Annotated in this window: 11 protein-coding genes; 10 read left to right on the top strand and 1 reads right to left on the bottom strand. The window is 68.5% G+C overall.

All coding sequences use genetic code 11. The features are described 5' to 3' along the window. The first annotated feature begins 52 nt into the window (after nucleotides 1-52). The 4 genes from G7043_RS02010 to G7043_RS01995 all read left to right on the top strand — a co-directional run bounded on the left by G7043_RS02010 (nucleotide 53) and on the right by G7043_RS01995 (nucleotide 5,075). Nucleotides 53-1,066: a glycerate kinase family protein gene (locus G7043_RS02010; protein WP_313887662.1), complete on the top strand. Its 1,014-nt coding sequence runs from the start codon at nucleotides 53-55 to the stop codon at nucleotides 1,064-1,066. A 5-nt stretch (nucleotides 1,067-1,071) separates the two neighbouring features. Beyond that, nucleotides 1,072-2,376: an allantoinase AllB gene (allB, locus tag G7043_RS02005; protein ID WP_166043245.1), complete on the top strand. Its 1,305-nt coding sequence runs from the start codon at nucleotides 1,072-1,074 to the stop codon at nucleotides 2,374-2,376. After that, nucleotides 2,373-3,365, top strand: a complete 993-nt coding sequence (gene alc / locus G7043_RS02000) for an allantoicase (protein WP_166043242.1) — start codon at nucleotides 2,373-2,375, stop codon at nucleotides 3,363-3,365. The genes allB and alc overlap by 4 nt, the downstream gene beginning before the upstream one ends. Before the next feature lie 204 nt (nucleotides 3,366-3,569). Next, complete coding sequence (locus G7043_RS01995) at nucleotides 3,570-5,075, top strand: alpha/beta fold hydrolase (RefSeq protein WP_242641821.1); 1,506 nt, start codon at nucleotides 3,570-3,572, stop codon at nucleotides 5,073-5,075. Nucleotides 5,076-5,125: 50 nt separating this feature from the next. Here G7043_RS01995 and G7043_RS01990 read toward each other — a convergent pair whose 3' ends face one another. Then, complete coding sequence (locus G7043_RS01990) at nucleotides 5,126-5,839, bottom strand: hypothetical protein (protein ID WP_166043240.1); 714 nt, start codon at nucleotides 5,837-5,839, stop codon at nucleotides 5,126-5,128. A gap of 239 nt (nucleotides 5,840-6,078) precedes the next feature. On the opposite strand from G7043_RS01990, the gene G7043_RS01985 reads away from it, so the two are divergent. The 6 genes from G7043_RS01985 to G7043_RS49745 all read left to right on the top strand — a co-directional run bounded on the left by G7043_RS01985 (nucleotide 6,079) and on the right by G7043_RS49745 (nucleotide 12,800). Beyond that, nucleotides 6,079-7,428, top strand: coding sequence for an ammonium transporter (locus tag G7043_RS01985; protein ID WP_166043238.1), 1,350 nt, complete (start codon nucleotides 6,079-6,081; stop codon nucleotides 7,426-7,428). Continuing rightward, nucleotides 7,425-7,763 (top strand): P-II family nitrogen regulator, encoded by a 339-nt coding sequence (locus tag G7043_RS01980; protein ID WP_030479675.1) that lies wholly within the window; start codon nucleotides 7,425-7,427, stop codon nucleotides 7,761-7,763. Before G7043_RS01985 ends, G7043_RS01980 begins: the two co-directional genes overlap by 4 nt. A 183-nt stretch (nucleotides 7,764-7,946) precedes the next feature. Continuing rightward, nucleotides 7,947-10,271, top strand: coding sequence for a [protein-PII] uridylyltransferase (locus tag G7043_RS01975; protein ID WP_166043236.1), 2,325 nt, complete (start codon nucleotides 7,947-7,949; stop codon nucleotides 10,269-10,271). A gap of 277 nt (nucleotides 10,272-10,548) precedes the next feature. Continuing rightward, nucleotides 10,549-11,559, top strand: a complete 1,011-nt coding sequence (locus G7043_RS01970; RefSeq protein ID WP_166043234.1) for a hypothetical protein — start codon at nucleotides 10,549-10,551, stop codon at nucleotides 11,557-11,559. A 69-nt stretch (nucleotides 11,560-11,628) separates the two neighbouring features. Further along, a complete protein-coding gene (locus tag G7043_RS01965) occupies nucleotides 11,629-12,189 on the top strand; it encodes an AAA family ATPase (protein WP_166043232.1) in 561 nt (186 codons plus the stop codon). Next, nucleotides 12,186-12,800, top strand: a complete 615-nt coding sequence (locus G7043_RS49745) for an HAD family hydrolase (protein WP_166043230.1) — start codon at nucleotides 12,186-12,188, stop codon at nucleotides 12,798-12,800. Before G7043_RS01965 ends, G7043_RS49745 begins: the two co-directional genes overlap by 4 nt. The last annotated feature ends 11 nt before the right edge of the window (nucleotides 12,801-12,811 follow it).

The raw sequence follows: 12,811 nt of genomic DNA, 5'->3' as shown, positions 1-12,811 counted from the left end.
TGACGGCACGCGGGGCGCCTTCGTACTACGTGACAGTACGAAGGCGCCCCGCGTGAGGAAAAGCAGCGCGGTGGTTGTTGCGCCGGACAAGTTCAAGGGGTCGTTGACGGCCCCGCAGGTCGCGGCGGCGGTGGCCCGTGGGTTGCGGGAGGCGGTTCAGGACTTGGACGTGCGTTGTGTGCCGGTGGCCGACGGCGGCGACGGCACCGTCGACGCCGCCGTCGCCGCCGGGTTCGTGAAGGTGGGGCGCTGGGTCACCGGCCCGGCCGGCAAGCCGGTACCGGCGTCGTTCGCGGTGCGGGGAACGACCGCCGTGGTCGAGGTGGCCTCGGCGGCCGGGCTGACGTTGCTGGAGAAGCCCGCTCCGTTGGACGCCACCAGCCACGGCGTCGGCGAGCTGCTGAAGGCCGCGCTGGACGTCGGCTGCACCACGATCGTGCTCGGCCTGGGCGGCAGCGCGTGCACGGACGGCGGCGCCGGGATGCTGGAGGCGCTGGGTACGGCGTCGTTCGCCGGCGTCGACCTGGTGCTGGCCTCGGACGTGGACAACCCGCTGCTCGGGCCGTCCGGCGCCGCGGCGGTCTACGGGCCGCAGAAGGGTGCTTCACCCGAGCAGGTGGAGATCCTCGAAGCACGGCTTGAAGCTTTCGCTCAGCGGGTAGGGCCCGAGTACGCGTCACGGCCCGGAGCAGGTGCGGCGGGCGGAATCGGGTTCGCCGCGCTGGCTGTGCTCGGTGCGCGGTTCCGGCCGGGCATCGAGGTGGTGCTGGAGCTGGTCGGGTTCGCCGACGCGGTCCGGGATGCGCGTTTGGTGATCACAGGCGAAGGTTCACTGGACGCGCAGACCCGGCACGGCAAGGCGCCGTTCGGCGTGGTCAAGGCCTCAGGCGACGTGCCGGTGGTGGCCGTGGCGGGTCAGTGCTCGGTCGCACCCGGCGACCTGGGGTTGAAGGCCGCTTACGCGCTGCTGGACGTCGAACCGGACGTGACGAGATGCATGGCACAGGCCGATTCGCTGCTGGGCGTTCTCGGAGGTCGCATCGCGCGCGACTGGATGTCAGAGTGAGGGACATGGACCTGGTCTTCCGCGCCCGCAGGGTCATCACCCCCCAGGGCGAGATCGCCTGCGACGTCGGTGTCGTCGACGGCCGGATCGTCGCCGTCGAGCCGTTCCCCGCAGGACGGCGAATCGACTCGCCGAACGTCGTGCACCTCGCGGACGACGAGGTGCTGCTCCCCGGTCTGGTCGACACCCACGTGCACGTCAACGACCCAGGCCGCAGCGAGTGGGAGGGCTTCGAGACGGCGACCCGCGCGGCCGCGGCCGGTGGCGTCACCACGATCATCGACATGCCGCTGAACAGCATCCCGCCCACGGTCGAGCTCGCCGCGCTGGAGATCAAGCGCAAGGCCGCCGCGAACGTGTCGGTGGACGTCGGGTTCTGGGGCGGGATCGTTCCCGGCAACCTCGCCGACCTGAAGCCGTTGCACGAGGCCGGTGTCTTCGGCTTCAAGTGCTTCCTGCTGCACTCGGGCGTCGACGAGTTCCCGGCGGTGACGACGGCTGAGCTCGAAGCGGCACTGAGGGAGCTCGCCACGCTCGACGCGTTGACGATCGTGCACGCCGAGGACGCACACACGGTCCGTGACTCGGAACCGGACTACGCGGGGTTCCTCGCCTCACGGCCGCGCGAAGCCGAGAACCGGGCGATCAGCGACGTCGTCGAGCTGACCCGCAAGACGGGCGCTCGCACGCACATCCTGCACCTGTCGTCGTCGGACGCGCTGCACATCATCGAGGGAGCGCACCGCGACAGGCTCCCCGTGACCGCCGAGACCTGCCCGCACTACCTCACGTTCACCGCCGAGGAGATCCACGACGGGCAGACGGAGTTCAAGTGCTGCCCGCCGATCCGTGAGGCGGAGAACCGTGAGGCGTTGTGGCAGGGGCTGCGCGACGGCGTGATCGAACTGGTCGTCAGCGACCACTCGCCGAGCACGGTCGAGTTGAAGGCGGGCGACTTCGCCACGGCCTGGGGCGGCATCGCGTCGCTCCAGCTCGGCCTGCCCGCGGTGTGGACGGGGGCGCGGGAACGGGGTTTCCACCTCACCGACGTCGTCCGCTGGATGGCCACGCACCCCGCGCGCCAGGTCGGCCTGGAGACCAAGGGCGCCATCGAGGTCGGCAAGGACGCGGACCTCGTGGTGTTCGCGCCGGACGAGACCTTCGTGGTGGACAAGAACAAGCTTCACCACCGCAATCCGGTCACGCCGTACCACGGGCGTTCGTTGCACGGCGTAGTTCGACAGACGTGGTTGCGAGGCAAGGAAACCAGCCAGACGCAAGGCAAGTTGCTACGCAGAGGAGAAGCATGACGGAGTGGACCCGGCTGCCCGATCTCGCCTCGCGCGCGGTCGGTGGTGGTGTGGTGTGGGCGAACGACGAGCTGTTCGCCGAGCGGGAGAACCTGATCAAACCCGCCGAGCCGGTCTACCAGACCTACACCTTCGGTCACAAAGGCCAGGTCTACGACGGCTGGGAGACCCGTCGCCGGCGTGAGGCCGGCGTCGACCAGGCAGTGATCCGGCTGGGCATGCCGGGCGTGGTGCGCGGGATCGTCGTCGACACGGCGTTCTTCAAGGGCAACTACCCGCCGTTCTGCTGGGTCGAGGGCGCCCAGGTCGACGGTTACCCGTCCGGCGACGAGATCACCGAGTGGTTCCCGTTGGTCGAACGTTCCGCACTCAAGGGCGACGACAAGCACTACTTCGACGTGGCTGAAGGACGCCGCGTCACGCACGTACGCCTGACCATCGACCCCGACGGCGGTGTCGCCCGACTGCGCGTGCACGGTCAACCGGTCGCCGACCCGCGTCTGCTCGTGGCGGGCATCGACCTCGCCGCGCTGGAGAACGGCGCGGTCGTCACGGGCTGCAGCAACATGTTCTACAGCTCGCCCAACAACCTCATCGCCCCTGGTCAGGCCACGCTCATGGGCGAAGGCTGGGAAACCGCGCGCCGGCGTGACGACGGCAACGACTGGGTGTCCGTCCGGCTCGCCGCGCCCGGTGTCGTGCAGCTGGTCGAGCTCGACACCAGTCACTTCAAGGGCAACGCGCCGGGCTGGGCGTCGGTGAGCGGCTGCGACGAGCGCAAGGACCCGGACGCCTGGTTCGACGTGCTGCCCCGCACCCGGCTGCAGCCCGACACGCGGCATCGGTTCCTCGTGGACAGTCCAGAGGTGACACACGCGCGGCTGGACATCTACCCGGACGGCGGGATGGCAAGACTCCGTCTGATCGGAACTCCTACGAGCGACGGCGTAGCGCACCTGCGGTCGGCATGGGCTGAAAGCACCAGCTGAAAACGTCGGTTGCCTGCGCCACACGATCAATGTCCTGCAATTGAGACGCAGACGGCCCTACGATCGTTGTGGGCCAACAGTCGCACCTGAGCGTGGTTGTCCGACTACGGTCTGATTCTGGTTCATACGTCGGTTGGTTGTCTGCGTCACACCATCGGTGGAAGCGTTTCCTCTCGCAAGATCGGGGATCTAGGGAGGAAATCCATGCAACCGATGATGCGCGTCTTCGGAGCCGCGCTCGCGAGTTCTGCATTGGTACTGGGTATGTCACCGCTCGCGTCCGCGGCTCCGGAGGGGCAGCCGGAGTTCCCGGTGGGCGCGATCGACTGGAAGCCGTGCGCCGAGATGCCGACCGTGGACTGCGGCTTCTTGACGCTGCCGATCGACTACCGCAAGCCGAACGGGGAGAAGTTCCAGCTGGCCGTGTCGCGCAGAAAGGCGAACGACCAGGCCAACCGCATCGGCGCGATGGTCATCAACCCCGGCGGGCCCGGCGGCTCTGGCGTCGACTTCTCGTTCGGCGCCGACCGCTACTTCAGCAAGGAAATCGTCGACAAGTTCGACGTCATCGGGTTCGACCCGCGTGGCGTCGCGCGCAGCCAGCCGATCAAGTGTTCGGCGGACGTGCTGCAGCGGCAGCCGTCCGAGTACCCGAAGACCAAGGACGAGTTCGACAAGCTGGTCGCGTTCAACAAGGAGCTGCGGGCGGACTGCCGCAAGGTCTCCGGCGCGATCTTCGACCACGCCTCGACGTTCGACGTCGCGAACGACATCGACTCGATCCGCCGGGCGCTGGGCGAGAAGAAGATCAACTACTACGGCGTCTCGTACGGCACGATCATGGGTCAGCACTACGCGGCGCAGTACGGCAAGAACATCCGCGCCATGATCATCGACTCCAACATGGACCACAGCCTCGGCACCTGGAAGTTCCTCGAGACCGAGGCGCGCGGTGCGCAGGACATGTTCAACGAGTGGGTCAAGTGGAACGACCGCACGCCGAGCTCCCCGCTGTACGGCAAGGACGTGCGCAAGATCTGGAAGGACCTGCTCGCCAAGGCGGCCCGCGGTGAGCTGACCTACCCGGACGGCACCAAGATGACGCCGGAGAACCTCGGCTCGATGGTGGTGGGCATGGGCTACGGGCCCGCCTTCAAGATGTTCGCGCAGCGGGTCAAGGACCTGAGCGAGGGCACTCAGGCGCCGGTGGCGTTCGCGGAGGGTGAGACGTTCGAGAACCCGTTCGCGGGCATCTTCTGCAACGACTACAACCTGCGCGTCAGCTCGTGGGGCGAGTACCAGGCGCTCAACGCGATGGAGAAGCGCGTCGCCCCCGACACCCTCGGTTCGTCGATCGGCCACGGCGCGATGATGGGCTGCGTCGGCTTCCCGAAGGCCACGAACGCGCAGCGGCCGCTGAAGATCAAGAACGCGCCGAAGATCCTGCTGACCAACGCCAGGTACGACACGGCGACGGTCTACGAGTGGGCGGTCAACGCGCACAAGCAGACCCGCGACACCACGGTCTTCGTCACCTATGAAGGCTGGGGCCACGGCGTGTACGACCGCAGCGAGTGCACGCTGAAGATCAACAACGAGTACCTGGTGGGTCTGAAGCTCCCGCGCAACGGCACCACCTGTGCCGCCGTGGAGCCCGCGGACCAGCCGGCGGTTCTGTCCACGAAGCCGAAGATCGCCGGACCGTTCTAAATCCGCTGGAGAGTTGACCGCGCCCCCGGTGTACGCCGGGGGCGCGGCTATCAGCAGCGTTCGCCTGGCCGCCACCGCCGGTCGCACCACGCGAAGTGCCCGTCGGCGTCGCTGGGCCGGGGCTCGGTGACCAGTCCCTGAAGCGCCGGCGCCAGCTGGGTCCTGGCGACCCCGTCGAGCGTGTAGTCCACCTCGACCTGCCAGTCGGCGGCCATCTCGCCGTGCACCTCGACTTCGATGTCCTGCCGGTAGCCCTCCGCCGGCACCTGGTGCGGAAACGAACCCACGACCGGGTACACGGTTTCCTTGCTCGCATCGACCTGCACTCGGGTGGCGGCCGGCTCGGCGGGACCCGCGCAGTGGTACAGGTACTTCGCCTTCCGGTACTGGGGTGTGACGGCGTCCACCCGCAGCCGGACCGCGTTGACGACGAGCTGCTGCTGCGGCTGCGGCCGGACTTCCAGGGTCACCCTGGTGCGGCCGGAGTGCGGGAGCACCTTCATCGCGTTGAACGGATCGGCGCAGGTCCCCGTGTCCGACCGGACCTCGCCCACCACCTGCTCTCCCTGCGTGATGACGTCCCACCCGTGCGCGCTCGCGACCGTCACCTTCAGCTCCTGGGGCGTGGGCCCCGGCGGAGTGGTCGTTCCGACTGGATCGCCTGACGAACCGACGGGGAAGAAGCTCACGGTCGACATGAAGATGGCGAACGCCACGAACGCCGCACACGTGACGACGACCAGCAGGATGGCGAAGGCGCGCATCGGCCCACCGTAGGCAGCGGCACGGCCGGTGCGGGTCGATTGCCTCGGAAGAGGGAGGCGAGAGCTACTCCTCGTCACCGCTTCGCCGCCGTGAGGTGGCCGAATCGAGACCGTGAACGGCGCGAAACGTGGACGTAACACGTCCAGCTCGACAGTTCACCTGCCGGAAACGTTCGGCGTAAGTGCGTGAAACAGGACATCTCGATGCTCCCTGCAACCGACGTGCAGTGGAGGTCGAAGTGGATACAGGGGACACCGCCTGGGTGCTCACCAGCGCCGCCTTGGTGCTGTTGATGACGCCGGGCCTTGCCTTCTTCTACGGAGGCATGGTCCGTTCGAAGAGCGTGCTCAACATGATGATGATGAGCTTGGGCGCGATGGCCGTGGTCGGTGTCCTGTGGGTGCTGTTCGGGTACTCGACGGCATTCGGCGCTGACGTCGGCGCGGGTCTGCTCGGCAAGCCGTTCGAGTTCTTCGGGCTGAGCGGGCTGCTGAGCCCCGAGTCCCTCGCGCTGCCGGCCAAGATCCCGAGCACCGTGTTCGTGGCGTTCCAGGCGATGTTCGCGATCATCACGGTCGCGCTGATCTCCGGTGCGATCGCGGACCGCGCCCGGTTCGGTCCGTGGCTGCTGTTCGCGGGCCTGTGGGCGACGATCGTGTACTTCCCGGTCGCGCACTGGGTCTTCGACTTCGACGGCAAGGACGAGGCCGGCAACGTCGTCGACCCCGGTGGCTGGATCGCCAACAAGCTCCTCGCGATCGACTTCGCCGGTGGTACGGCGGTGCACATCAACGCCGGTGCGGCGGGTCTCGCGCTCGCGATCGTGCTCGGCAAGCGCGTCGGCTGGCCGAAGGAGCCGATGAAGCCGCACAGCCTGCCGCTGGTCGTGCTCGGTGCCGGTCTGCTGTGGTTCGGCTGGTTCGGGTTCAACGCGGGTTCGGCGCTGGGTGCCAACGCCACCGCGGGTGTCACGTTCATCAACACGCTCGTCGCGACCTGTGCCGCGACGCTCGGCTGGCTGCTCACGGAGCGCATCCGCGACGGCAAGGCCACCACGCTCGGCGCCGCGTCGGGCATCATCGCCGGTCTGGTCGCGATCACCCCGGCCTGTTCCTCGGTCACCCCGATCGGCGCCATCGCGATCGGCGCGATCACCGGTGTCCTGTGTGCGCTCGCCGTGTCGCTGAAGTACCGCTTCGGCTTCGACGACTCGCTCGACGTCGTCGGTGTGCACCTCGTCGGTGGTCTCTCCGGCACGATCCTCATCGGTCTCTTCGCCAGCGACGCGGCCCCGGCCAAGGTCAACGGCCTCTTCTACGGCGGCGGCGTCGACCAGCTGTGGCGTCAGGCCGTCGGTGCGTTCGCGGTGCTCGCCTACTCGTTCGTGCTCAGCCTCGCGCTCGGTTACCTGGTGAAGTTCACCGTCGGGTTCCGCGCGTCGGAGGAAGCGGAGGTCGCCAGCATCGACGAAGCTGAGCACGCCGAGCGCGCCTACGAGTACGGCAGTCTCACCAGTGCGCGTGGTACCGGCAAGCCGAGCGTGGCCGCGGGTGCGACCGCGGTTCTCGAGGGGAGCAAGAAGTCATGAAGCTGGTCACCGCGATCATCAAGCCGTTCACGCTCGACGACGTGAAGGGTGCCCTCGAACAGCTCGGCGTGCTCGGCATGACCGTCAGCGAGGTGCAGGGCTACGGCCGCCAGAAGGGCCACACCGAGGTCTACCGGGGCGCCGAGTACTCGGTGGACTTCGTGCCCAAGATCAAGATCGAGGTCGTCATCGACGACACCGCCGTCGAGAAGGTGCTGGAAGCGGTGGTCGAGGCCGCCCGCACCGGCAAGATCGGCGACGGCAAGGTGTGGGTGACTCCGGTCGAAACCGTGGTCCGTGTGCGCACGGGCGAGCGTGGATCGGACGCACTCTAGTGCTGTGACCGCCAACCATCGCCGCGTCTTCCGGCGCTCAGCGGGGCACCTCGCGGCACCGCCCCCGCGCCCCCGTACAACCAGTACGGGGGCGCGGGGGCGGCACCGCGATGTACCCGTCTGAACGTCGAAATACGAGGCAAAGGCTGACAGTCACAGCACTGAAACTCAAGGAGACGGCCCGTGGAGAACAACGAAACGGCCGTCGTCACGGCTGACGACCTGGTGCGAGCACGCGAACGCCTGCTCACACCAGGTCGTCGTCGCTTGGCCGCCGAACCACTGCGCGAAGCACTCGTGGACCTGCACGAGTTCTGGTTGACCAAACACGCGGGGGGAGCGGGGATATCCGGATCGGGTATCGCGCTCGTGGCGGTCGGCGGGCTGGGGCGGCGTGAGCTCGTGCCCTACTCCGATCTGGACCTGGTCCTGGTGCACAACGGCGTCAAGCACGTCGACGAGATCGCCGAGAAGCTCTGGTATCCGCTGTGGAACTCCGGCATCGGGCTCGACCACTCGGTCCGCACCGTCGGCGAGGCGTTGCGGGTCGCGGCGGGCGACCTGCGCACAGCGTTGGGACTGTTGGACATCCGGCACATCGCGGGTGACACCGAGGTGTCGCAGAAACTCGCCGAGGGGGCGCGCCAGGCGTGGCGTGGCAACGTCCGCAACCGGCTGGACGAGATTTCCGAGTCGTCGCAGAAGCGCTGGTCCCGCAGTGGCGAGATCGCGCACCGCGTCGAGCCTGATCTGAAGCACGGCCGTGGTGGGCTGCGGGACATCACGATCCTGGACGCGCTGTCGGTCGCGCAGATGGTGGACCGGCCATCCGCCGACGTCGACGAGGCCCGCAAGCTGCTCCTGGACGTGCGCACCGAACTTCGCCGGGTGGCGCGGAAACCTCGTGACGTGCTGCGAGCGCAGGACGGTGACGAGGTGGCGTCCGCACTCGGTTTGGCCGACCGGTTCGCTCTGGCCCGTTCGCTTTCTTCTGCCGCACGCACTGTCGTCTACGCGTTCGACGTTGCCGTGCGCACGGCTCGTGCCGCCGCGCCGAAGCGTGGGCTCGGGGCGTTCCTGAGAGGACAGCCGCCGCGCAGACCGCTGGACGAAGGTGTTGTGCTGCACGGGGCTGAGGTCTCTCTCGCCCGTGACGCGATTCCCAGCCGTGACCCCGCGTTGTTGTTGCGCGTCGCGACGGCGGCGGCACGCAGCAAGCATCCGATCGCGACCGGCACGTTGGCTCGTCTCGCGGACTCGGCGCCGGAGCTGCGCCAGCCGTGGCCGCGCGAGGCTCGCGAGGAACTGCTGGCGTTGCTGGGCAGCGGCAGCGGGCTCGTGGACGTCGTGGAAGCGTTGGACCGCACGGACTTGTGGGGCCGGCTGTTCCCCGAGTGGGGTGCGGTGCGGGACCTGCCACCGCGCGACGCCGCGCACATGTGGACGGTCGACCGGCACTTGGTGCAGACGGTCGCGCATGCCGCTCGTCTCGCGACCACGGTGGCGCGACCCGACTTGTTGTTGCTGGGCGCGTTGATCCATGACATCGGCAAGGGACGGCAGCAGGACCACTCCGAGGTCGGGGCCGCGCTGGCGACCCAGATCGGTGAGCGGATCGGGTTGTGGCCGCAGGACGTCGAGACGCTGTCCGCGATGGTGCGGCACCACCTCCTGTTGCCGCACACGGCGACACGGCGTGACGTCGAGGACGAGGCGACCGTGCACCGGGTGGTGGAAACGCTCGGTGGCGACGCCGTGTTGTTGGAGTTGCTGCACGCCCTGGCGGAGTCCGACTCTCTCGCGACCGGGCCTGGGGTGTGGACGGACTGGAAAGCCGCGCTGATGGCCGACCTGGTCGCGCGGTGCCGCAAGGCGATGGCCGGGGAGGCGCTGCCCAAACCGGAACCGCTGGACCCGTCCTTCGTGGCCATGGCGGAACGTGTTGCGGCGTCGGGAAAGCCGGACGTGCTGCTGGAGAAGCAGGAGCACGCGGCGATCGTGACCGTGCTGGCGCCGGACCGGCCGGGCATGCTGTCCAAGGCCGCCGGTGTGCTCGCGTTGAACTCGCTGGAGGTGCACGCGGCGACGTTGCGCTCGCACGGCGGTTCGACGGTGGACGCGTTCACGGTGTCGCCGCGGTTCGGCTCGCTGCCGGACGCGTCGCTGCTGCGCGAACAGCTGTCCAGGGCGATCGAGGGCTCGTTGCCGTTGGCGGACAAGCTCGCCGCGAAGGAACGCGACTACGGCGGCCCGCCGCTCGACCCGCCGCCCGCGAAGGTGCTGTGGTTCGACGACGAGGCGACCGGCGCGGTGGTGCTGGAACTGCGTGCCGCCGACCGGATCGGGCTGCTGCACCGGGTGGCCGGCGCGTTGGAGCAGTGCGGCGCCGACGTGCAGTGGGCGCGTGTGTCCACGTTGGGTGCGACGGTGGTCGACTCGTTCAGCATCGCCGGTGCCGACCTGGACCGGCGGCGGATCGAACGGGCGGTGCTCGACGCGGCCAGGTAGAGGTTGAGTAGCTCTACGCACAACCTCTCCGGGTGCTCACGCTCCTGCACGCTTCCGGAACACGGCAGTCTTCGTGGTGTCCGGTAAGCGTCCTCGAGGGGTGGATGGCTTCCCGGACTGGCAGAGGCGGTGGTGCGCGGTGACGGCGCCGGGGGAGGTACCGGGCACCCGCACCACCGCCGATTCCCTTGCCTGACAACGAGACAGGTTTCTGGACAACCTCCGTCCGGCCTGGGCATGGTCGAGTTCTCGTTGTTCTGACTGGGGAGGAAGAACGTTGAGAATCGCAATGGTGGCCGCCGTCGTCGCGGCCCTGTTCGTTCCCGTTACCGCACAAGCCGCTCCGCTCGCCGTGGAGGACCTCGGCACGTTGCCGGGTGATCTCCGGAGTTCCGCGGTCGACATCAACGACTCGGGCACGATCGCCGGCGTCTCCCACGGCGCGGGCACCGCGCAGCACGCCGTGCGGTGGGACCGGTGGGACGGCATCAAGAAGCTCGCGGACCTCGGGTTCGACACGTGGGCGGCGGCGATCAATCGTGACAACGTTGTCGTCGGGTACGCCGTGAACTCCGCGGGCCAGACCCAGGCCGTGAAGTGGCTGTCCTCCGGTGCGTTGGTGCAGCTGACGGTGGAGGGTGCGACGAGTTCTGTCGCGTATGACGTCAACGACTCCGGCACCGTCGTGGGCACCGTGACGATCAACGGCGTCAGCCAGGTGGTCCGGTGGACGTCTTGGGGTGAGGCGACGGTCTTGGGCGCAGGCAGCGCCCGCCACATCGCCAATGGCGACACGGTCATCGGAAAGAGCGGCAACGACGTGGTCCGGTGGAGTCCCTCGGGCGTGCGGACCGTGCTCGACGCGGGCGAGTTCACCGGCGCCAACCAACTCGGCGAGGCGACCGGAACCGTTGGTGGCAATGGCGTGCTGTGGCTGCGAAACAGCAAGACCCAGCTGGGTGCCGGCGCACGGCCGTTGGACATGAACGACAACGGGTTCGCCGTCGGGGAGCTGTCGTCGCAGGCGACCCGGTGGGATGTCTTCACCGGTGCCATCGAGCAACTGGCACCCGCGCCCTCGCGTGCCTCGGACGTGAACAACTCCGGCGTCGTCGCGGGCACCGTCGGCACCACGGCCGCGACCTGGAACATGAGCGGCACTCAGACCTCGCTGCCGGCGCTCTCTGGTGCCGCACGTCACACCGTGACCGGGCTGAGCGAGGTCGGGCTGGTCATCGGCGTGGCAACCTTCGCCGACGGCACCTACCGGGCCGTCGTCTGGCGTTGAAAGCCTGTGCATTTCGTCTGAAATCGGACCAAACTGAACGAGAAGGATGGTCAAGACGTCTCCTAGGACATGACCGCCGTGTTGAACACGCAGACCGCAGTCGTCCGAGTGCAGCCGCGCTCGCTCGTAGTCCTCGCCGGCATCCCCGGCGCGGGCAAGACGACGCTGCTCACTCGCCTCGACGCGGATGAGCCGGTCACCGTGCTCGACTCCGACCAGGTGCGCATGTGGCTGGAGCCGCGGATGCCCCTGCCGTACAAGTACTGGCGCGTCTTCGTGCACCTCACCCACCGCTTGCGCGTCTTCTGGGCCGCGGTGTTCTGCACCGGCCTGCTGGTCGTCCACGAACCGTCCACCCGCCCCGGCACCCGTTTCATGCTGGTGCTGGCCGGCGTCCTGTCGGGGCGTCCACGCCACTTCCTGTGGCTGGACGCCTCGGCGGCCCAGGCCCTGGACGGCCAGATCGCCCGCCGCCGCGTCGTGCGCACTCACGCTTTCGAGCGACACGTCCGCCGCGGTTCGTCGATGCGAGCCCAGTTCGAGGCGGGCTGGGTGCCCTTCGGCTTCGCAAGCGTGACGCTCCTCACCCGTGCGGGCACCTCGGGTGGTCTGCGCATCATGGTGTCGTGATCAAGGCCGTCCTCTTCGACTTCGCAGGCACCCTCTTCGGGCGTCCGACCTACCGCTGGCTCTCCCCGCCACACCTCTCGGTGCTGCGCTCGCCGGCGCCGTACGTGGCGCGGATGAACGCCGCCGAGCGCGCGGTGTGGGACGCGCGCGACCTCACCGCGCTCGCGAACCGTTCGGCCTACTGGACCCTGTTCCGGCTGGCGGGCCTGACCATGACCGACGACCTGTTCCAGCGCCTGCACAACCCGGCGTTCTGGCTGCCCTACTCCGACACCGCCGCGGCCCTGGACGCCGCCAGACCGTTGAAGGTCGGCGTGCTCAGCAACATCTCCTGGGACATCCGCTCGGTGTTCTCGCGGGAGTCGCTGTCCGTGGACGCGTTCCTGCTGTCCTATGAGCTCGGCGTCTCGAAGCCGTCCGCGCGGGCGTTCGACGCGGCGTGCGTGCGGCTCGACGTCGACCCGTCGGAGTGCCTGTACATCGGTGACGATCCGGTGGCCGACGGTGCGGCGGTGGCGGCGGGGCTGCGGTTCGCGCAGATCTCCACTGCTCCGGTCGGACGCCGTGAGCCGGTGCTCCTGGAGGCCCTGGCGAGCCACGGGATCGGGTGAACGGGAGGTTA

It is taken from the genome of Lentzea alba (assembly GCF_011067745.1).
GTDB classification, from domain to species: domain Bacteria; phylum Actinomycetota; class Actinomycetes; order Mycobacteriales; family Pseudonocardiaceae; genus Lentzea; species Lentzea alba.
This window is presented reverse-complemented; position numbering and strand designations above follow the sequence as displayed.

Coding starts and splice junctions, on each gene's coding strand:
- G7043_RS01995 (WP_242641821.1), top strand. CDS start 3,570: ATGCAACCGATGATGCGCGTCTTCGGAGCCGCGCTCGCGAGTTCTGCA.
- G7043_RS01990 (WP_166043240.1), bottom strand. CDS start 5,839: ATGCGCGCCTTCGCCATCCTGCTGGTCGTCGTCACGTGTGCGGCGTTC.
- G7043_RS01965 (WP_166043232.1), top strand. CDS start 11,629: ATGACCGCCGTGTTGAACACGCAGACCGCAGTCGTCCGAGTGCAGCCG.
- alc (WP_166043242.1), top strand. CDS start 2,373: ATGACGGAGTGGACCCGGCTGCCCGATCTCGCCTCGCGCGCGGTCGGT.
- G7043_RS01980 (WP_030479675.1), top strand. CDS start 7,425: ATGAAGCTGGTCACCGCGATCATCAAGCCGTTCACGCTCGACGACGTG.
- allB (WP_166043245.1), top strand. CDS start 1,072: ATGGACCTGGTCTTCCGCGCCCGCAGGGTCATCACCCCCCAGGGCGAG.